Source organism: Veillonella sp. (genome assembly GCF_018364065.1).
Classification (GTDB): Bacteria; Bacillota; Negativicutes; order Veillonellales; family Veillonellaceae; genus Veillonella_A.
In genome coordinates this window covers 25525-43861 of the sequence record NZ_JAGZMO010000006.1, presented here as the reverse complement: position 1 = coordinate 43861, position 18337 = coordinate 25525, and the positions used below count along the sequence as shown (strand labels likewise).

Below are 18337 nucleotides of genomic sequence, written 5' to 3'. Positions count from 1 at the left end.
GGATTTATATGCTGCAACAGCCGGATAAGAAACCGTATCGCGTGTTCAGCCTGTGGCTCCGCATATTTCACTGGACCATGGTGCTTTGTGTTACATTTTTATTCTGGACCGGCCTCTACATCGGAGATCCCGGATTCAGTATGTTTGTAGGTCGTGAGCCGGCGGAAGCGATTACCAGCTGGTTTTCCATGGAAACAATTCGCCGTGTTCATTTTACCTTTGCATTCGTGCTTATTTTCGCGTTCGTATTCCGTATTTATGGCGCTATCCGCTATCGCGGAGATCGCTTGTTGCCTAAGTTTAGAAGCCGCCTTTACTGGGTGGGGATTAAACAGACGTTCCTGCATTATCTGATGCTTCCTCGTCAGGAAGAGCATCGTGTATTGCGAAACTCCTTGGCTCGCACAAGTTATTTAATCGTGTACATCTTGATGTTCTTGGAAATCTGCACCGGTTTGGCCATGTTCTCACAGATTAGACCGGACAGCTTCGTGGCGAAGATTTTCAACCCGATTAATTTACTGTTTAGCGAATACGATACGCATATTATTCATCATTATATTGCCTGGTGCTTCCTGCTGTTCACGGTTATGCACGTTTACCTTGCATTCCGCGAAGATGTTATGGAAGAGTCCGGCGAAGTGTCCAGCATGGTTTCAGGCATGGAGTTCTATCCTCATGATCCTGAAGATATTGAGGATTTGTATGGTAAACGAAAGTAATATCACCGTGTTGGGTGTGGGAAATATTCTGCTCACCGATGAAGGGCTGGGCGTTCATGTGGTCAATGAGTTGGACGCGGAGTACGAGTTTACACCGCCTGTAAATATCATTGACGGCGGCACCATGGGTATGGAGCTGCTCACATACATGCGCGGCATGACAAAGCTGTTATTGGTTGACGCCATCAACGGCGGCGATGCACCGGGCACTGTCTACGAATTCCCTCATGAGGAAATGGAGTCCTATTTTACGGATCACATTTCTGTTCATGAAGTGGGGATGCAGGATATTTTACGAATTAGAGCATTACAGGAAGATCCGCTGGAAGATGCGGTGGTCATAGGTGTGGAACCGGAAAGTCTGGAGCTGGGATTAGAAGTTTCGGACACGGTTCGCGCCGTATTGCCGGATGTGAAAGCCCGCGTGATCAAACAATTGGAAGCGTGGGGAATTGAGGTACAGAAACGATGATTGAACATTATGGCAATATAAAGGCCATTTTATGGGAATTGCAGACTGCGTTAAAGAATCTTCGCGAAACCGGAGAGACTCACACGATTTACATTGAAAAAACCGGCCTCACTATGGAGGAACAGGTGGAAGTGATGGAAACGTTGGGACGTGGTACCATTACGATTAATTTTACAGAGACTGATCAGCCGGTAGAGTGGTATGAAACACAGTTCTCCGGTATCTGGCTCGGTACATTCCGCAATCCTCGCGATGAAGCGATTGTATATACCATCGAAGTGGGTCGCTATCCTAGCTTGTGTGGTGCCTTTGACGAAGACATTATAGAAGCGGAAAAGGAACTGCAGACCTGGATCGATGCGGCGGATGTGTAATTGATCTGACGTATACAGTGTAGTAGAACTATACGTTTAAACGTATGGGGCTGCGGTTACTGCGTAGTACACGTATACTTACAAAAAAAAGAGGCTATAACGAACTGCAGTATTTAAACTTGCAATTTGTTATAGCCTTCTTTATTTAGGTTGCTTACAGGGCAAATCGTTTTGTCCTAGCCCTTTTATATAATTAGATTTGCGGAATAAACCGTTTTTCGGGCTTTAAACGCCGCTGGTAATAAGGATTCGTGTAACTTTATTTCCTTCGTAGAAGAAGAGAATGCCGTACTTTTCATTGGTGCCCGCTTTAAACTGGCCATAGAACCAGTACGTGTCGGTAATAAGGTCAGGCTGGCCGTATGCGCCGCTCACAGCGTCCAATTTGTCACCTACTTTGATGCCTCGATTGGTAGCATGGCTTTTGTCCACAATGACGATGCGATCTACCGGATTGCCGAAGAAAGTGACGCCGTCATATGTGACAGAAATACCGGAACGACCGGCTTTCAAATTATAATCATCCGGTTTGCCCAATTCATTGGTAAGATTTTGTAAGCTTGCTCCCAACGAAATACCCATAGCGGACATATCGTTGTCGTTCATTTTTTCGCCGTACACTTGACCGGATTGCGTGTCAGTATACTTGGCCTCAACGGGAACGTTGGAGGCGGCACCAACAGGTGCTGTAAATGTTGTTGCTGCAAATGATGCGGCCAATACAAAGGCGAAACCTAGGCGAGATATTTTTTTCATATTATTACTCCGTTTCTGATGTTGATTGTTATTAAAACTGCAGTACCTATTTTCATAAGGTGCCTATGAGTATTCTTATATGACATGAATAAGATGGCAACGACAATTCGTATAGGGCCTAATAGGCAGCTGTCAAAATAAATTTATTAGTACTGCTTCTACAGCGGATAATTCATTTACAATTAGTATAAAATGTTATACAGAACTCGTCAATTATACAAAGAAATAAGCCGGTTTTTCCACATTGGGGAAGGGGTAGCTATATTCGTCCCGTTCATCCCCTTGCAAAGTATAAGTGAATCACATATAATATAATACTATTGATTTGCCAAAGTGACGAAAAAATAGTAAAATGAAAACGCAATAGATTAACGGAGGCAGTGTATGTTATTGTCAATAGTTGTGCCTGTTTATAATGAAGAGGCTAATATAAAAAAGTTTTATAGTTCGGTCAAAGAGGTGCTTAATACGCTGCCTTACGAACAGGAAATAATCTTCGTGGATGATGGTTCATCCGACAACTCCGCTATTATGCTGGGACATATTGCGGAAGAAGATTCGGCTGTAAAGGTTTTGCTGTTAGCCCGTAACTTCGGACATCAACTGGCACTTACCTGTGGCCTTGATCACGCAAAGGGCGACGCCGTAATCACCATGGACGGTGATATGCAGCATCCGCCTGAACTGATTCCACAGCTTGTAAAGCTTTGGGAAGAAGGCAATGATGTGGTGCGCACCATTCGCGATTCTACAGAAGATGCGAGTTGGATGAAAGCGTTCACTTCAAAATATTATTACAAATTAATGAATAAAATGGCCAATGTACCAATCGTAGAAGGGGGATCAGACTTCCGTCTGATGAATCGCAAGGCTCTTGACACCTTACTTAAGTTCAGAGAGCACGGGCGTTTTCTACGCGGTATCGTAGGCGATATCGGTTATAAGCAGGCGGAGATTCACTTCGTGGCACCGCCTCGATTTGCAGGCACATCCAAGTTCAGCGTGCGCAAAATGTTGCACTTCGCCTTGGACGGCATTGCGGCCTTTTCCAATGTGCCGCTTCGCGCCGCATTTTACATCGGCTTATTATCCGGTATTTTAAGTATTATAATGATTCTACATATCTTGTTTGTTCACTTCTTTACAGATAGCGCCGTAAGCGGCTGGGCAACTTTGGGAGTTTCCATTTTCTTCCTTGGTGGCGTACAACTCGTTTGCATCGGTATCATTGGTGAATATGTAGGTCGCGTGTTTGAGGAAGTGAAACATCGACCACTATACTGGATACGTGAAAGCATTAATTGCGATGAGGAAACACGATGAGATACCAATATAAGAAGCTCTCTATCATGGTGGCTATGGTGCTATGTGTAGGGACATACACAGTAGTAGGCGCAGCCGGTTATGAGTACGGGACGAAGGGCGGAGAGATTCCGGCCATCCAGAAAAAACTGATTGCTGCGGGCTATCAGGCTCGACCTAACGGCGAGTATGATGCCAATACGAAATGGGCTGTACGCTTATTCCAGAAGGATAAGGGGCTCCCTGTAAATGGTGTAGTGGACAGTGCTACCTATAAAGCGTTGATGGGGAAGGACATGGACACGAGCAAGCTCAGTTCTTTAGGCAAAATGTCTGAGGACAAGATTGCCGCCGAATGGGCTGCCAGCCAGAAGAGTAAGACTGACGGCGTCACATCCGATAAAGCGGTAACGTCCAATACGAAGTCCAAGAAAGATGCGACGAAAGCATCTGATTCGGATAAAAAGAAAACTAAATCTGACAAGAAGTCCAATGACAAAAAGTCTAACGATAAAAAGTCCGATAATAAAAAGGTAACATCCGATAAGGAAAGCAATAAACCGTCCAAGAACGACAGTTTATTGGATCCGTTGGATGAAAATTTCGTATTCACTAAGACCGGTCCTGTATCGAAGTCTGTACGTGATATTATTACGGAAGCGGAACATTATCGCGGTGTGCCGTATGTATTCGGCGGCAATACGCCGAAGGGCTTTGACTGCTCCGGGTACGTACATTACGTATTTGCCAAGAAGGGCATTATTTTACCGCGCTCTGCCGACGAGCAGTATACAGTAGGTAAAACGGTGTCGAAGACGAATTTGCAACCGGGCGATTTAGTGTTCTTTGAAACCTATGAGAAGGGCGTATCCCATTCGGGGATTTATATTGGTGAAGGTAAATTTATCAGTGCCACTTCCAGCAGCGGTGTAGCGATTGCCGATATGGCCGGCGGCTATTGGGGCGAACGTTACATTGGCGCTAAGCGAGTTATGTAATTCAGGCAGTGTAATTATACAGAGTGTATTCAAAGAGGAGGCGCGGCCTCCTCTTTTTCTGAAGTTTAAAAAGTATAGTTTAGGAAAGGATGGTTTACCTATGATAGAGGTTAAAGACGTCCGATTTTATTATGAGCAGGATGAGATACTCTGCAATATATCCCTCACCATCAAGGAAGGGGAGTTTACCATTATTGTAGGGCCTAATGGAGCTGGTAAGACTACATGTCTGCGACTCTTATCCGGTCTATTGAGTCCTACGGAGGGCACCATTCTGATCGACGGTAAAACGGTGAAGGAAGCGCAAACAAGCGGACTTCTTCATCTGGTGCCGCAAATTTACAATAAAAACGCCGCCCAGTTTCCGGCCACCTGTTTGGAAATTGTGGAATTGGGACTGCGTACCCATAAATTGAGCCGCAAGGAACGTCATGAGGCGGCTCTTGATGCGTTGAGCCAGGTGGGCATGAGCGACTTTAAAGACCGCCGTATCGGCGAGTTGAGCGGCGGCCAACAGCAGCGCGTCATGATTGCACAGGCTTTGGCACGCAAGCCGAAGTACTTGCTGCTGGACGAACCGACCAGCGGCATCGACTTTGAGGCCAGCCGTCATATTATGGAATTGCTCCGCACACTTTGCGATAAGGGCATGACTATTGTCATGGTAACCCATGATATTGAAGAAGGATGTAAATTGGCCGACAAGGCTGTTTGTATTAATCGCCATATATGCTATCAGGGCGACGGGGACGGTTTTATGGAAACCCATAAAGGGTCCAAATTATTTTGGCATATAGGAGGCTAGTATGGATATTTTTACCTATGCATTTATGCAGCGCGCCTTCGTGGCCGGATTTATCGTAGCCCTTATGTGTCCACTCATTGGCACATTCATCGTTATTAAGCGGCAGTCGCTACTCAGTGAAGGCCTGGGGCATATCGCCTTTGCAGGCGTTACCGGGGCGGCTCTTATGAATATATATCCGCCGTTGGCTGCAGCAGGCATTACAGTTGGTGCGGCGGTGGGCATCGAGCTTGTACGGCGTCGTCACAGTCAATATACGGATATGATTTTGGCTTTATTTTTCTACACCGGTCTGGCCTTGGCGGTTATTTTTGCTAGTATGACGAAAATGCCGAGCACGGGGCTCATGAACTTCCTGTTCGGGAGCATTTTAACGGTGACGGATACGGATATTATCAGTATCGCGGTGGCGGCGGTCATCGTAGGCGTTGTTATTTATAGTATTTATTCCCGCCTGTTGTTCACGTCCTTTGATGAACAGGTGGCCATTACGGCGGGCATTGCGGTTAATCGGATTAACATGATTTTTGCCATCCTTACGGCTTTGGTCGTAGTTATGGGGATGACAATTGTCGGGATTCTTCTCATCGGGGCCCTCATGATCATTCCGGTTGCGTCCGCGCACCTGTGGAAAGCGGGTTTTTCTAAGACATTGTGGATTAGTGAAGCCTATTCCATCCTCAGTGTGCTGCTGGGATTGTTCATTGCCTTTCAGTTCGATCTGGCGCCGGGCGGTACCATCGTGCTCATGGCAATCGTGGGATATGCGATTACCTTCGCAGTCAGCATTATGTTAAATAAGAAATAAAATGACATTCCATACCATATAGAGTATAATAAAAAAATAGTTATTAGTTTAGGAGGCTGAACTTATGAAGGGAAATGAACTGCGTCAAGCGTACTTGCAGTTTTTTGAAAGTAAAGGACACTTAAAGTTAGATAGTTATTCACTCGTTCCGGATAACGATCCGTCATTACTGCTCATCGGGGCAGGTATGGCACCATTAAAACCGTTTTTTACAGGTAAATTAGTACCACCTCGCACGCGTGTAACTACATGTCAGAAATGTATCCGTACAGGCGATATTGAAAATGTAGGCCGCACTGCGCGTCACCATACATTCTTTGAAATGCTGGGGAACTTCTCCTTTGGCGATTATTTCAAAAAAGAAGCCATTCACTGGGCTTGGGAATTCTTAACCGAAGTTATTAAACTGGATAAGAATCGTTTATATGTAACTGTATATCCTGATGATCATGAAGCGTATGACATCTGGCATAAAGAAGTGGGTCTCGATGACTCCCACATCAGCCGTTTAGAAGACAACTTCTGGGAAATCGGCGAAGGTCCTTGCGGTCCTGACAGCGAAATTTTCTACGACTTGGGCGAAGAACGCGGTTGTGGTGAACCTGATTGTGCACCTGGCTGCGATTGCGACCGTTACTTGGAAATCTGGAACCTCGTGTTCACGCAGTTCAACCGTACCGCTGAAGGCGAATATGTGCCATTGGCTAAGAAGAACATCGATACCGGTGCCGGTCTTGAACGTCTTGCATCTGTACTTCAAAATAAGGAAAGCAACTTTGAAACTGACCTTATTTTCCCAATCATTGAAAAAGCGGCCGCTATGGCAAACGTGGTATACCATTCCGATGCAAGCAAGGATGTATCCTTGAAAGTTATCGGCGACCACGCTCGTGCTATTGCTGTACTTATCAGTGACGGTGTATTGCCTTCCAACGAAGGCCGCGGTTACGTATTGCGCCGTATTTTGCGCCGCGCCGTACGTCATGGCCGTTTACTCGGCATTGAAGGCCGTTTCCTCACTGACCTCATGGACGTAGTTGTGGACATCTTAGGTCCTGGCTTACCAGGTCTTGTAGAAAAACACGACTTCATCACCCGCGTAGTAGCGAACGAAGAAGATCGTTTCAACCAAACTTTGGCACAAGGTCTTGAAATGTTGAGCAACCTCATCTCCAGCTTGAAAGCGGACGGTGCCGACACAGTACCCGGTACTGATGTGTTCAAATTGTATGACACTTACGGATTCCCTTGGGAATTAACCGAAGAAATCGCGCACGAAGCAGGTCTTGCCATCGAAATGGAAGGCTTCGAATCCGCCATGGCTGAACAGCGCGCCCGTGCTCGTGCAGCTCGTGAAGATGTAGACGCAAAAGTGGCTACACCGGACATTACATTCCTTGCGAAGGAAGAATTGACTGACGACGAAAGCGCTACTGAATCTGAAGTGCTTATGCTCGGTCACGGTGCAGAGTGCTTGGAATCTGCGTCTGACGGCACCGAAGTAACCCTCATCGTTCGTACCACTCCGTTCCATGCGGAAGGTGGCGGACAGTTGGGCGACTCCGGTTTCATCGTTGGCCCTATGGGCAAAATGGAAGTACACACCACTCGCAAATTACCGGAAGGCACAACCTACCATGTAGGTACTATCGTAGAAGGGAACTTGCAGGTTGGTGACACAGTTCACTTCGAAGTAGATACACAACGTCGCCTCTCCATGGCGCGTAACCATACAGCTACGCATTTATTGCACGCTGCCTTGAAAGAAGTTTTGGGTACTCATGTAAACCAGGCCGGCTCCTTGGTAATGCCTGACCGCTTGCGTTTCGACTTCACCCATTTCTCTCCTGTAACCGCTGAAGAATTACAGGAAATCACCAACTTGGTAAACGGCGAAATCTTGAAAGCCACTACATTGGACGTAAAAGAAATGCCGATGGACGAAGCAAAGAAACTTGGCGCTATGGCCTTGTTCGGTGAAAAATACGGCGACGTGGTTCGCGTTGTAACAGTTCCTGAATTCAGTGTGGAATTGTGTGGCGGCTCTCATGTACCTAATACGGCTGTTATCGGCCAGTTCCGCATTCTTTCCGAAGGCGGTATCGGTTCCGGTGTACGCCGTATTGAAGCAGTTACCGGCGAAGCGGCATTGAAGCTTGCTCAGAAAGAACAGGCTGATCTTCGCTCCGTAGCTACTATTTTGAAAACAAAACCTGAAGAAGTAGTAACCCGTGCAGAACATGTAATGGGCGAAATGAAGCAGTTGGAACACAGCCTCAGCGAAGTTCGTAAAGAATTAGTGGCAGGCAGCTTGGACAGCGTGCTTCAGAACGGCTTTGAAATTAAAGGCGGTAAAGCTATCGTTGCGGAAGTTAATGTAGCCGATATGGACGAACTCCGCAAAACAGCGGATATGGTTCGCGACCGCATCGGTTCCGGTGTTGTATTGCTCGGTATGGCTCATGACGGCAAAGTTAACTTTGTATGTATGGCTACAAAAGATGCAGTGAAAGCCGGTTACCATGCAGGCAATATCGTAAAAGCCACTGCACAGGCAGCGGGCGGCAACGGCGGCGGACGTCCTGATATGGCACAGGCCGGCGGTAAAGACGCTGCTAAATTGGCAGCCGCTCTTCAAGCCGGTAAAGAAACAATTGAAACTATGGCTTAATTAACACCCGGTGTTTTATTGAGTTGAAACAGATGAACTTCCAAAAGAGACGGTCGTTGACGGAATCTTTTGGAAGTCATGTGTTATTGATAAATATTTAAAACTATGGTCACTATATCATGGCTAGAATAATTTAAAACATGATATAATATAACTGATGTAAAGGAGGTTATAGCATGAGTGTATCAGATGAAACTATGATGTTTAAAAAGGTTGAAGATACGCCTTCGGCTCGTGAAGTTCTTCGTGAGGTGTATCACGCTTTGCAAGAAAAAGGATACAATCCGATTGAACAGATTGTAGGATATCTTATCTCCGGCGAGCCTACCTATATTACCAGTTACAATAATGCGCGCAGCATGATTCGCCGTTTAGAACGGGACGAACTCTTGGAAGAGTTGGTAGCTGAGTATGTAAAAGCAAAAGGACTCTAAGAGGCATAGTTATGAGAATTATGTCTTTAGATGTGGGAAGCCGCACAATCGGCGTGGCTTGCAGCGATGCGCTGTACATGACTGCACAGGGTATCGAGACAATCCGCCGCACTTCGCTGGAGCGCGATTTTAATCGCATTCAGGAGCTCATTAATGAGTACGAAGTGGAAGAAATTGTTGTTGGCTTGCCAAAGAATATGAATGGCACGAAGGGCGACCGTGCAATTAAAACGGAAGAATTTGTAGCCAAAATGCAGGAAGTTATTGCTGTGCCTGTTACTTTTTGGGATGAAAGACTGTCTACGGTTATGGCCGAGCGGTCTTTGATTGCTGCTGATGTTAGTCGTAAGAAACGAAAAGACGTAATTGATAAAATGGCGGCAGTCGTCATTTTACAAGGCTATTTGGATCGACGACAAAGTAAACCCTAAGGAGGTTAACCATGGTGGAACAAGATTTTGAAAATGAAATGCCTGTGATTGAGATGGTTGATGATGAAGGAAATAAGATCCTCTACGTTGAGGATATGATTATTTCCTACGAAGACAAAGAGTTCGCGATTTTAGTATCTCTTCCTCCGGAAGAATGCGAACCGGGCTGCAAATGCCACGAAGAGCCGCATGTAACGATTGCCCGTCTTGAAGTTGAAGACGGTGAAGAAGTGTATGTAGCACCGACAGACGAAGAGTTTGATGCCGTGAGTGCCTTGTATGAAGAAGGTATTGACGAAGAATAATATCTGCAAAGGTACACGAAGAGGGGCGACGCCCCTCTTTCGTGTGTTTTATGCAGGCCTGTTATAAAGGCCTAAAAAAGGCAAGATTGTTACTAGATAAGGAGTTATTTTGCTTATGAGTCAACGCAAGAAGTTGATAACCTATGTTCTGGGAGGTATCCTGGGACTGGTGATTATCTGTTTCTTAGGCGCGTGGGCCTATTATTATATGCCCAATAGTAAAATGGAACATCCACAGCAAGTAGTATTGATTGTTGATAAAGATCAGACAGGCGCCGAAATCGGCGATATGCTCTATCAAAAAGGATTAATTCAGTCACCTGCCGCATTCCGACTGGCACTTCGGGTAACCGGAGCCGTGGACAAACTGCAGCAGGGCTATTATCAGATTCCGCAGAACGCCAGCCTGCATCAGGTAATCCAACTGTTGCAGCAAGGGAAGTTAAAATCCATTCGCGTAACCATTCCGGAAGGATATACAATTAATCAGATTGCTGAAGAATTGGCAAAAGACGGTTTAAGTAGCAAGGAAGCCTTTTTAGAGGCAGCTAAGACGTATGTACCCTATCAATATATGTATGGGCCGGCTCCTGTAGATTACAAGCCGGAGGGATTTTTATTTCCCAGTACCTATGAGATTCCTGTAGATGCCAAACCAAATGACATATTGAAAATCATGACGAAGGAAATGGACAGCAAACTTACGCCGGACATTCGCAAGAAGATTTCCGACAAGGGGCTGACCGTTTTCGAGTTTATTACATTAGCATCACTGGTAGAAAAAGAAGCTAAATATGATGTAGACCGACCTGTTATTGCGGCTGTATTTTTAAAACGCCTGAAAATAGGTATGCCTTTACAGTCATGCGCCAGCATTCAGTACATTTTAGGCTATCCGAAACCTCAGTTATCGCTGGAAGATACGCAGTTGCCAAGTCCGTATAATACGTATTTACATACAGGCCTGCCTCCGGGACCGATCGCCAATCCGGGCATGAAGTCCATGGAAGCGGTGCTCAATGCGGGCGATACGGAATACTTGTATTTTGTAGCTGATAAAGAGGGCTACCATCACTTCACTAAAACATATGAAGAACATTTAAAAGTGGTGGATTCCATTTATGGGAACGACTAGGTCGTGAAAAGGTGGTTGTATTAATTGTTGGATATTAAAGACATATTAAATGAACAGCGCATTTATGCGGTGCTCAATAAAGTGCCTATTCTGAGAGAGTCTGAAGTACATCTCTTTGAAGAGCTGATTTCGCTGTATAAGCCGGTTCGAATCCTGGAAGTGGGTACAGCCATCGGCTACTCTACATTGCTTTTAGCGCGTCACAGCGGTGAAGATTTTCATATAGATTCCATTGAAATCGATGAAACACGACATGGTATGGCCAAACATTTTATTGGACAGTCCAAGTATAATGATAGAATTACATTGCATTTAGGGGATGCAAACACACTGTTGTCGGAGATGGAAGGTCCCTACGACATGGTCTTTTTAGACGGGCCGAAGGGACAATATAAAAACCAGCTGGAATTGATTGAATCCAAGTTGGCTCCGCAAGCGGTTGTACTGGCCGATAATGTATTATTTAGAGGATATGTGCGTGGCGAGAAGGAAGCGCCGCGCCGTTATAAAACCATTGTAAAGCGACTCAGAGAGTACCTGGAGACCGTAGAGGATAAAGAGCGTTTCAACACGACGATTTATCCGTTAGGCGACGGGATGAGCGTAAGTATTTGGAAAGGTAATAAGTAATACATGAACAGACAAATCGAAGTATTATCGCCAGCCGGTAATATGGATAAATTAAAAATGGCTATTCGTTATGGTGCAGATGCAGTATATTGTGCAGGTCAGTCTTTCGGTCTGCGCGCAAGCAGCTCCAACTTCAATAACGAACAGCTCAAAGAAGCTGTGGAATTCGTTCACAGCCATGGTAAAAAAATCTATGTAACTTGCAACATTATTCCTCACAACGAAGACTTGGTAGGTCTTGAGGACTATTTGAAGTTCCTGGAATCCATCGGAGTGGATGCGATTATCGTTGCCGACTTGGGCATTTTCCTCTTGGCAAAACGCGTTGCACCGGGCTTGGAACTTCATGTAAGTACACAGGCAAACACAACAAACTATTTGACTACAGAATTCTGGAAAGAGCAGGGCGCAACCCGCGTCGTAGTGGCTCGCGAAGTAAGCATTGCGGACATTAAGACTATGAAAGAAGCGGCTAACATTGAAATTGAAGCCTTCGTTCATGGCGCAATGTGTATTTCCTATTCCGGCCGCTGCCTGTTGAGTAACTATTTCACAACACGCGACGCAAACCGTGGTCAATGTACACAGGCCTGCCGTTGGAAATATTCCTTAGTGGAAGAAAACCGTCCCGGCGAATACTATCCAATCGAAGAAGATCAACACGGTACTTACATTTTCAACTCCAAAGACCTTTGTTTGTTGAAATATATTCCGGATCTTATCGAAGCGGGCGTAGACAGCCTTAAAATCGAAGGCCGCATGAAGAGCGTACACTACGCGGCAACGGTAACGAAAGTATATCGCGAAGCGGTAGATACATACTTGGCGGATCCTGAACACTATGAAGTTAAACCGGAATGGATTGAAGAGTTGGAAAAAATCTCTCACCGTCCATATACGGAAGGTTTCTCTGTGGAAAAACCGGATGAAACGGCACAGAACTACGGTGAATCCAGCAATACACAGACACATGACTTCATAGGCCTTGTAGAAGGTTACAATGCGGAAGAAGGCTACGCGTATTTGGAACAGCGCAATAACTTCAAGGTAGGAGATGAAGTGGAATTCTGCCAGCCTCATAAAGGCTTGGTGCACCATGTAATCACCAAGATGACCGACGAAGACGGCAAAGACATCACTGTAGCGCCACATGCGCAGATGAAAGTTCGCTTGTACATCGACACACCGTTGGAAGAATACTCCATGATGCGTCGTAAATGCAAACCGAAACAGGCGAAATAAATAAGCGAAATAAAGCTTATTTGCGTTACTAATCAAGTAAAAATTAACCTGACCGGTTTAAAAAAACCTGATTTTTATAGTAAAAAGAATGTAAGATGACACATACAATCTATGAAGCGTCCTATGTCTATTTCAAGATAGATTCGGCGCAGACAAATTATGTAAATCGCATTTTAGAAGGGTACGAATATCTGGGCGTTATGACGACCATTGACGGAGCGAACGGGCTCTGCATGGTTCGTTCAACGCCGGATACGGCCCCGGTCGTGCGTGACGTATTGGCGAGTTTGCCCGTAAACGTTGAGTTTACAGATTCACCAATCGTGTAAAATGTTATTAAATTGCACTCAATTAGTATTGACAACAATTCTTTTTTGGTGTACAGTGTATACAATAAATGAAAAAGGTTATGCGAAGGACATGATACTCTATCCCCTGTGTTTCAGAGAGAGAAGCCGAGGCTGTGAGCTTCTTACACATGATACAATATTACCCCCTTCAAACCGATTGGCAGAAGTTAGTAAGCCCATCCGCGAGTATGCGTTATCGACAACAAAGTGAGATATTAGTAACTTTAGGTACTTATAGAATATGAACTTGTTACTGTACAGCATGGCAACATGCTTCCTGTAGTATCAAGCAATCATAATAGATAAGTATACGAGTATTAGTAGCTAACTAGGGTGGAACCACGAGACCTTCGTCCCTTGTACGGGATAAAGGTCTTTTTTATTTGTGCAAATGCATTATATATTAGCAGCGTCGCCGCTCCCAACGGCAAAACTGACACATATTTCTGAGGAGGAATTAAGATGAGTGACGTAAAAATTATACTACCTGATAACAGCGAAAAAGTGTATGCTGCAGGTACAACTTTGGGGGAAGCAGTAAAACAGCTTTCCAACAGCTTGGCTAAAAAAGTATTGGCTGCCGATGTGGACGGCGAATTAACTGACCTTCGTGAAGAAGTGAAAGACGGCTCCCATGTAAGCTTCTTAACTTTCAACGAACAGGGCGGTAAAGACGCATTGCGCCACAGCGCATCCCATGTAATGGCACAGGCTATCAAACGCTTATGGCCGGAAGCAAAATTGGCTATCGGTCCTGCTATTGAAAACGGCTTCTACTATGACCTCGACATGGAACATGTATTGGTTCCTGAAGATTTGGCTAAGATTGAAAAAGAAATGCAACGCATTGTAAAAGAAAACTTGCCAATTCAAAAAGAAGTCGTATCCCGTGAAGACGCTTTGAAATTATTCAAAGAAAAACACGAAGACTATAAAGTGGAATTGATCGAAGATTTACCGGCTGATGCTGAAATCTCCTTGTACCGTCAAGGCGAATTCGTAGACCTCTGTGCAGGCCCTCACGTATCCGCTACCGGCAAAATCAAAGCATTCAAACTTCAGAGCATCGCCGGTGCATACTGGCGCGGTGACGAAAAGAACAAAATGTTACAGCGCGTATACGGCACTGCTTTCGAAAAGAAAGAAGAATTGGATGAATACTTACACTTACTAGAAGAAGCGGCTCGTCGTGACCATCGTAAACTTGGTAAAGAACTTGGTATCTTCACTATTAAAGAACAAGGTCCCGGCTTCCCATTCTTCCTTCCAAAAGGTATGGCACTTCGCAACGAATTGGAAAAATTCTGGCGCGAAATTCACCATGATTTCGACTACGAAGAAGTTCGTACTCCTATCATTTTGAACCGTCAACTTTGGGAACAATCCGGTCACTGGTTCCATTACCGTGAAAACATGTACACTACTCAGATCGATGACGAAGATTACGCAATCAAACCAATGAACTGCCCTGGCAGCATCTTGGTTTACCAGAATGAAATGCATTCCTACCGCGATCTTCCAATCCGCATGGCTGAATTAGGTCTTGTACATCGTCATGAATTGTCCGGTGCTTTACATGGTTTATTCCGTGTTCGCAGCTTTACTCAAGATGATGCGCATGTATTCATGTTGCCATCCCAGATTAAAGAAGAATTGATCAAAGTTATTGAATTGTTCGACCGTACTTACAGCCAGTTCGGCTTATCCTACCGCGTTGAATTGAGTACTAAACCTGACAACGCTATGGGCGACGACGCAATTTGGGAATCCGCAACTGAAGCGCTTCGCGAAGCTATCGAAGAAAAAGGCATCCCTTACCAGATTAACGAAGGGGACGGCGCTTTCTACGGTCCTAAACTTGACTTCCATATTCGCGACTCCATCGGTCGTACTTGGCAGTGTGGTACTATCCAGTTGGATATGAACTTGCCTGAACGTTTCCATATGGAATACATCGGTGAAGACGGCCAGAAACATCAGCCAATCATGATTCACCGCGCTTGCTTCGGTTCCTTGGAACGCTTCATCGGTATCCTTATCGAACACTATGCCGGTGCATTCCCAACTTGGTTATCTCCTGTACAGGTTAAGATTTTACCTATCAGTGAAAAACATGTGGAATACGCTGAAAAATTACGTAAGGCCTTCAAAGACGCTTACATCCGTGTAGAACTTGATGACCGCAACGAAAAAATCGGCTACAAGATTCGTCAGGCACAGATGGAAAAAGTTCCTTACATGCTCGTAGTAGGGGATAAGGAAGAAGAAGACGGCACTGTTGCAATCCGTAAACGCGGCGAAGGTGAAGTGGGAACACAGCCTTGGGAAGAATTCCTTAACAACATCTTGGAAGAAGTTAAAGACCGCAAATAAGATTCGCCTTAAAGGAGCAATACAAATTGTGCCCCTATAGACATTGTTATCCTAAGGCAGTAATGAACAATAGCATTAGTGATGGCAATAGCAATATAACTTAATATATAAAGAGCTTACTCAACAAACGTTGTTTGATTAATAATTTTTAGAGATTATTAAAATTTAACGTTTTGGAGAGTAAGTTCTTTTTTTATTGACTTGAAGTTCACTTCAAGGAGTACAATATGATATGAAGGAAACGAATGTGTTTTGCAAAGAGACTCCGGGGAGGCGAATATGCGAAAAATGTCGAGGCGAAATTTTTTGAAATTGGCCGGTATAACGGCCGGTGGTCTATTGCTGCCAAATATCCCAAATTTAAGCCAGGCGGATTCAATAGGAGGTACAGTCATGTCGAATACAAATGATGCAGGTTCTAAAGCAAAAGTATATTTTACTAAACATATTGATGCGGAGCATTTAATTGCTCTTTATGATCGAATTAATGAAGGTATTTACGGTAAGGTAGCCTTGAAATTGCATACCGGTGAAAAGCATGGTCCCAATATTTTGCCGCCGGCCATGATTAAGCCGTTCCAGGCACATGTTCCTAACAGTGTTATCGTCGAAACAAATACCATGTATGGCGGCGATCGTTATACGACGGAAGATCATCGTGAAACGCTAAAGGTAAACGGCTGGGATTTCTGTCCTGTGGATATTCTGGATGAAGACGGCTACGTTAATTATCCTGTACGCGGGGGCAAACATTTAAAAGAAGTGGCTATGGGTAAGAATCTTGATAACTACGATTCATTGGTTGTATTAACCCATTTTAAAGGGCATGCTATGGGCGGTTTTGGCGGTTCTTTGAAAAATATTGCCATCGGTTGTGCCACCGGTCAATTGGGGAAACGTCAAGTTCACGGCTATTTAGAAGGGGCTATGCCACCGGCCAATGAAGCCTGGGGTGAAATGCCTTTGCAAGACCATTTCATGGAACGCATGGCTGATTCAGGCAAAGCTATTGTCGATCATTTTGGCAAGCATATTGTCTTCTTAAATGTATTGCGTCGCATGTCGGTAGATTGTGACTGTGCCGGCGTGTACGCAGCTGAACCGACCATTTCTGATATCGGCATCTTGGCGTCTACCGATATATTAGCTATCGATCAAGCCAGCGTCGATTTAGTATGGGCTAAGCCGGACAATGAAAAACACGATTTGGTAGAACGCATTGAATCTCGCCATGGACTTCATCAATTGCAGGCTATGCGCGATTTGAAGATGGGCAATGATAAGTACGAGCTGATTGATTTGGATTAGCCCCTTTAGATTCTTTAGAACATATGGAATTTTTACGGCTCATAGGCTATAATAATGAATATTAATAGTAAGAAGCAGTAAGGAGTTTTGTATGAAGAAGAATCGAGTAGCAAAGGCACCAACGGATAAAGAGGCATTATTGCAGGGCTTTGACCGTTTATATCCATATTATCAGACTGTGGAGCAGATTGAAGATCAGAAGGAAGAATTGTTGGCAGATCGCCAGAAAACTTTGGGTCATACGTACTATACGGGCAAAAGTCTGATTATTCATCTTATTGCGGGCGCTATCATTTGGGGCATCATTTGGCTCTGGCATGATAAGGCTCCAAATACCGTTACGGGCTATATCATGGAATTGGGCGGTCCCGGCTTTATCGGCTTGTTTGCCATCTGGATGGCCATGATTGCTTTGTTCCGCAAAGCGGGCCATGCAAAACGCCGTGAACTTATCGATAAGCAAGTACAGCGTTACGACCAGCAGATTGAAGCGGTAAAGCGTAAAACCGTTGAAGACTTCATGCCGGTAAACTGTCGCTCCGTTGAGGCTTTGGAATTTATGAAACAGGCCATTGTAAACGGAGAAGCGGAGACTTTCAAAGAAGTGCAGCAGCTCTACTACGAACAGCAGAAAGCGAAACGTGAGGCTGAACACGGGAAAGAAACTGCTAAGTAAGAAAAATAAAGAGGCCATAACCGGTGGGAGGTAATCTTGTCGGTTATGGTCTCTTTTTAGGAAGTGAAGAAGTTTTAACAGTGTAAGCTGTCAAGCATTCTTGTTGCCTTTATAGATGGCAATGTAAATTGCCGTATTGATATATTATTGTAATGCTTTGTCGAACACAGCTTTGATGTAAGCTTTTGTTTGATCGTAGCTTTCACCAGGTTGTGCTTCGTACTGTTTGTCAGTACCGAACCAAAGGTTTGGATAGTATTCGTATGGATGTGTTTTGAATAATTCGTGAGCATCCTGATCTTCTACCCATTCAATTTTAATGTCCTTGTAAGCAGGGTTTTCAGCTTTTAATTCATCAATTGCTTTAAAAGCGTTTTTGCAGTAAGGGCAGCCGTTTAAGTGGAAACCTAAAATTTCTTTCATAGTATCTCATCCTTTTTTTAATAAAGTTATATTAACAATTTAAAGCACATAGAAAATATTCTATCTACGTTACATATATATTATATACCATAAATGTAGAAATTAAAAGGTGTGGACTAAAA

At 44.5% G+C, this 18337-nt stretch carries 20 protein-coding genes and 1 pseudogene; 19 read left to right on the top strand and 2 right to left on the bottom strand.

Annotation, left to right across the window (positions count from 1 at the left end; translation table 11 throughout):
- Positions 1-8: 8 nt before the first annotated feature.
- From cybH to KHZ77_RS07370, 3 genes are read left to right on the top strand one after another with little or no spacing between them, the layout of a single operon-like run.
- Positions 9-722: a Ni/Fe-hydrogenase, b-type cytochrome subunit gene (cybH, locus tag KHZ77_RS07380; protein ID WP_295197384.1), complete on the top strand. Its 714-nt coding sequence runs from the start codon at positions 9-11 to the stop codon at positions 720-722.
- On the top strand, positions 706-1194 hold the full coding sequence (locus KHZ77_RS07375) for a HyaD/HybD family hydrogenase maturation endopeptidase (protein WP_295197381.1): 489 nt from the start codon (positions 706-708) through the stop codon (positions 1192-1194). Before cybH ends, KHZ77_RS07375 begins: the two co-directional genes overlap by 17 nt.
- On the top strand, positions 1191-1568 hold the full coding sequence (locus KHZ77_RS07370; protein ID WP_295197379.1) for a hydrogenase expression/formation C-terminal domain-containing protein: 378 nt from the start codon (positions 1191-1193) through the stop codon (positions 1566-1568). Before KHZ77_RS07375 ends, KHZ77_RS07370 begins: the two co-directional genes overlap by 4 nt.
- A 225-nt stretch (positions 1569-1793) precedes the next feature.
- On the opposite strand, the gene KHZ77_RS07365 is transcribed toward KHZ77_RS07370, so the two are convergent.
- Positions 1794-2324, bottom strand: a complete 531-nt coding sequence (locus tag KHZ77_RS07365) for a hypothetical protein (protein ID WP_295197376.1) — start codon at positions 2322-2324, stop codon at positions 1794-1796.
- 384 nt (positions 2325-2708) lie between these two features.
- Here KHZ77_RS07365 and KHZ77_RS07360 point away from each other — a divergent pair, with 384 nt between their 5' ends.
- The 16 genes and pseudogenes from KHZ77_RS07360 to KHZ77_RS07290 all read left to right on the top strand — a co-directional run bounded on the left by KHZ77_RS07360 (position 2709) and on the right by KHZ77_RS07290 (position 17792).
- Positions 2709-3647, top strand: coding sequence for a glycosyltransferase family 2 protein (locus tag KHZ77_RS07360; RefSeq protein ID WP_295197375.1), 939 nt, complete (start codon positions 2709-2711; stop codon positions 3645-3647).
- Positions 3644-4624: an NlpC/P60 family protein gene (locus KHZ77_RS07355; RefSeq protein ID WP_295197372.1), complete on the top strand. Its 981-nt coding sequence runs from the start codon at positions 3644-3646 to the stop codon at positions 4622-4624. The genes KHZ77_RS07360 and KHZ77_RS07355 overlap by 4 nt, the downstream gene beginning before the upstream one ends.
- A 100-nt stretch (positions 4625-4724) precedes the next feature.
- A complete protein-coding gene (locus KHZ77_RS07350) occupies positions 4725-5429 on the top strand; it encodes a metal ABC transporter ATP-binding protein (protein WP_295197370.1) in 705 nt (234 codons plus the stop codon).
- 1 nt (position 5430) lies between these two features.
- Positions 5431-6237, top strand: a complete 807-nt coding sequence (locus tag KHZ77_RS07345; RefSeq protein WP_295197367.1) for a metal ABC transporter permease — start codon at positions 5431-5433, stop codon at positions 6235-6237.
- Positions 6238-6301: 64 nt separating this feature from the next.
- A complete protein-coding gene (alaS, locus tag KHZ77_RS07340) occupies positions 6302-8908 on the top strand; it encodes an alanine--tRNA ligase (protein ID WP_295197364.1) in 2607 nt (868 codons plus the stop codon).
- Positions 8909-9084: 176 nt separating this feature from the next.
- Complete coding sequence (locus KHZ77_RS07335; RefSeq protein ID WP_295197361.1) at positions 9085-9342, top strand: IreB family regulatory phosphoprotein; 258 nt, start codon at positions 9085-9087, stop codon at positions 9340-9342.
- A gap of 11 nt (positions 9343-9353) precedes the next feature.
- Positions 9354-9773 carry a Holliday junction resolvase RuvX gene (gene ruvX / locus KHZ77_RS07330; RefSeq protein ID WP_295197358.1) on the top strand — a complete coding sequence of 140 codons (420 nt, stop codon included), beginning with the start codon at positions 9354-9356 and terminating at the stop codon, positions 9771-9773.
- 11 nt (positions 9774-9784) lie between these two features.
- A complete protein-coding gene (locus tag KHZ77_RS07325; RefSeq protein ID WP_295197356.1) occupies positions 9785-10078 on the top strand; it encodes a DUF1292 domain-containing protein in 294 nt (97 codons plus the stop codon).
- A 115-nt stretch (positions 10079-10193) separates the two neighbouring features.
- Positions 10194-11213, top strand: coding sequence for an endolytic transglycosylase MltG (gene mltG, locus KHZ77_RS07320; protein ID WP_295197354.1), 1020 nt, complete (start codon positions 10194-10196; stop codon positions 11211-11213).
- A 27-nt stretch (positions 11214-11240) separates the two neighbouring features.
- The gene (locus KHZ77_RS07315) at positions 11241-11843 is read left to right on the top strand and encodes an O-methyltransferase (protein ID WP_295197469.1); all 603 of its coding nucleotides are present in this window, start codon (positions 11241-11243) and stop codon (positions 11841-11843) included.
- A 3-nt stretch (positions 11844-11846) separates the two neighbouring features.
- Complete coding sequence (locus KHZ77_RS07310) at positions 11847-13085, top strand: U32 family peptidase (RefSeq protein WP_295197351.1); 1239 nt, start codon at positions 11847-11849, stop codon at positions 13083-13085.
- A 95-nt stretch (positions 13086-13180) separates the two neighbouring features.
- On the top strand, positions 13181-13414 hold the full coding sequence (locus tag KHZ77_RS07305; RefSeq protein ID WP_295197348.1) for a DUF4911 domain-containing protein: 234 nt from the start codon (positions 13181-13183) through the stop codon (positions 13412-13414).
- 483 nt (positions 13415-13897) lie between these two features.
- Positions 13898-15808 (top strand): threonine--tRNA ligase, encoded by a 1911-nt coding sequence (thrS, locus tag KHZ77_RS07300; protein ID WP_295197345.1) that lies wholly within the window; start codon positions 13898-13900, stop codon positions 15806-15808.
- A 279-nt stretch (positions 15809-16087) separates the two neighbouring features.
- A pseudogene (locus KHZ77_RS09540) lies at positions 16088-16153 on the top strand (twin-arginine translocation signal domain-containing protein); the annotation flags it as partial.
- Between the two features lie 48 nt (positions 16154-16201).
- Entirely contained in the window at positions 16202-17116 is a 915-nt protein-coding gene (locus KHZ77_RS07295; protein ID WP_295197343.1) for a DUF362 domain-containing protein, read from the top strand.
- A 91-nt stretch (positions 17117-17207) separates the two neighbouring features.
- A complete protein-coding gene (locus tag KHZ77_RS07290; RefSeq protein WP_295197340.1) occupies positions 17208-17792 on the top strand; it encodes a hypothetical protein in 585 nt (194 codons plus the stop codon).
- Positions 17793-17936: 144 nt separating this feature from the next.
- Here KHZ77_RS07290 and KHZ77_RS07285 read toward each other — a convergent pair whose 3' ends face one another.
- Positions 17937-18215, bottom strand: coding sequence for a glutaredoxin (locus KHZ77_RS07285; protein WP_295197338.1), 279 nt, complete (start codon positions 18213-18215; stop codon positions 17937-17939).
- Positions 18216-18337: the final 122 nt, after the last annotated feature.

Coding starts and splice junctions, on each gene's coding strand:
- cybH (WP_295197384.1), top strand. CDS start 9: ATGCTGCAACAGCCGGATAAGAAACCGTATCGCGTGTTCAGCCTGTGG.
- KHZ77_RS07375 (WP_295197381.1), top strand. CDS start 706: ATGGTAAACGAAAGTAATATCACCGTGTTGGGTGTGGGAAATATTCTG.
- KHZ77_RS07370 (WP_295197379.1), top strand. CDS start 1,191: ATGATTGAACATTATGGCAATATAAAGGCCATTTTATGGGAATTGCAG.
- KHZ77_RS07365 (WP_295197376.1), bottom strand. CDS start 2,324: ATGAAAAAAATATCTCGCCTAGGTTTCGCCTTTGTATTGGCCGCATCA.
- KHZ77_RS07360 (WP_295197375.1), top strand. CDS start 2,709: ATGTTATTGTCAATAGTTGTGCCTGTTTATAATGAAGAGGCTAATATA.
- KHZ77_RS07355 (WP_295197372.1), top strand. CDS start 3,644: ATGAGATACCAATATAAGAAGCTCTCTATCATGGTGGCTATGGTGCTA.
- KHZ77_RS07350 (WP_295197370.1), top strand. CDS start 4,725: ATGATAGAGGTTAAAGACGTCCGATTTTATTATGAGCAGGATGAGATA.
- KHZ77_RS07345 (WP_295197367.1), top strand. CDS start 5,431: ATGGATATTTTTACCTATGCATTTATGCAGCGCGCCTTCGTGGCCGGA.
- alaS (WP_295197364.1), top strand. CDS start 6,302: ATGAAGGGAAATGAACTGCGTCAAGCGTACTTGCAGTTTTTTGAAAGT.
- KHZ77_RS07335 (WP_295197361.1), top strand. CDS start 9,085: ATGAGTGTATCAGATGAAACTATGATGTTTAAAAAGGTTGAAGATACG.
- ruvX (WP_295197358.1), top strand. CDS start 9,354: ATGAGAATTATGTCTTTAGATGTGGGAAGCCGCACAATCGGCGTGGCT.
- KHZ77_RS07325 (WP_295197356.1), top strand. CDS start 9,785: ATGGTGGAACAAGATTTTGAAAATGAAATGCCTGTGATTGAGATGGTT.
- mltG (WP_295197354.1), top strand. CDS start 10,194: ATGAGTCAACGCAAGAAGTTGATAACCTATGTTCTGGGAGGTATCCTG.
- KHZ77_RS07310 (WP_295197351.1), top strand. CDS start 11,847: ATGAACAGACAAATCGAAGTATTATCGCCAGCCGGTAATATGGATAAA.
- KHZ77_RS07305 (WP_295197348.1), top strand. CDS start 13,181: ATGACACATACAATCTATGAAGCGTCCTATGTCTATTTCAAGATAGAT.
- thrS (WP_295197345.1), top strand. CDS start 13,898: ATGAGTGACGTAAAAATTATACTACCTGATAACAGCGAAAAAGTGTAT.
- KHZ77_RS07295 (WP_295197343.1), top strand. CDS start 16,202: ATGTCGAATACAAATGATGCAGGTTCTAAAGCAAAAGTATATTTTACT.
- KHZ77_RS07290 (WP_295197340.1), top strand. CDS start 17,208: ATGAAGAAGAATCGAGTAGCAAAGGCACCAACGGATAAAGAGGCATTA.
- KHZ77_RS07285 (WP_295197338.1), bottom strand. CDS start 18,215: ATGAAAGAAATTTTAGGTTTCCACTTAAACGGCTGCCCTTACTGCAAA.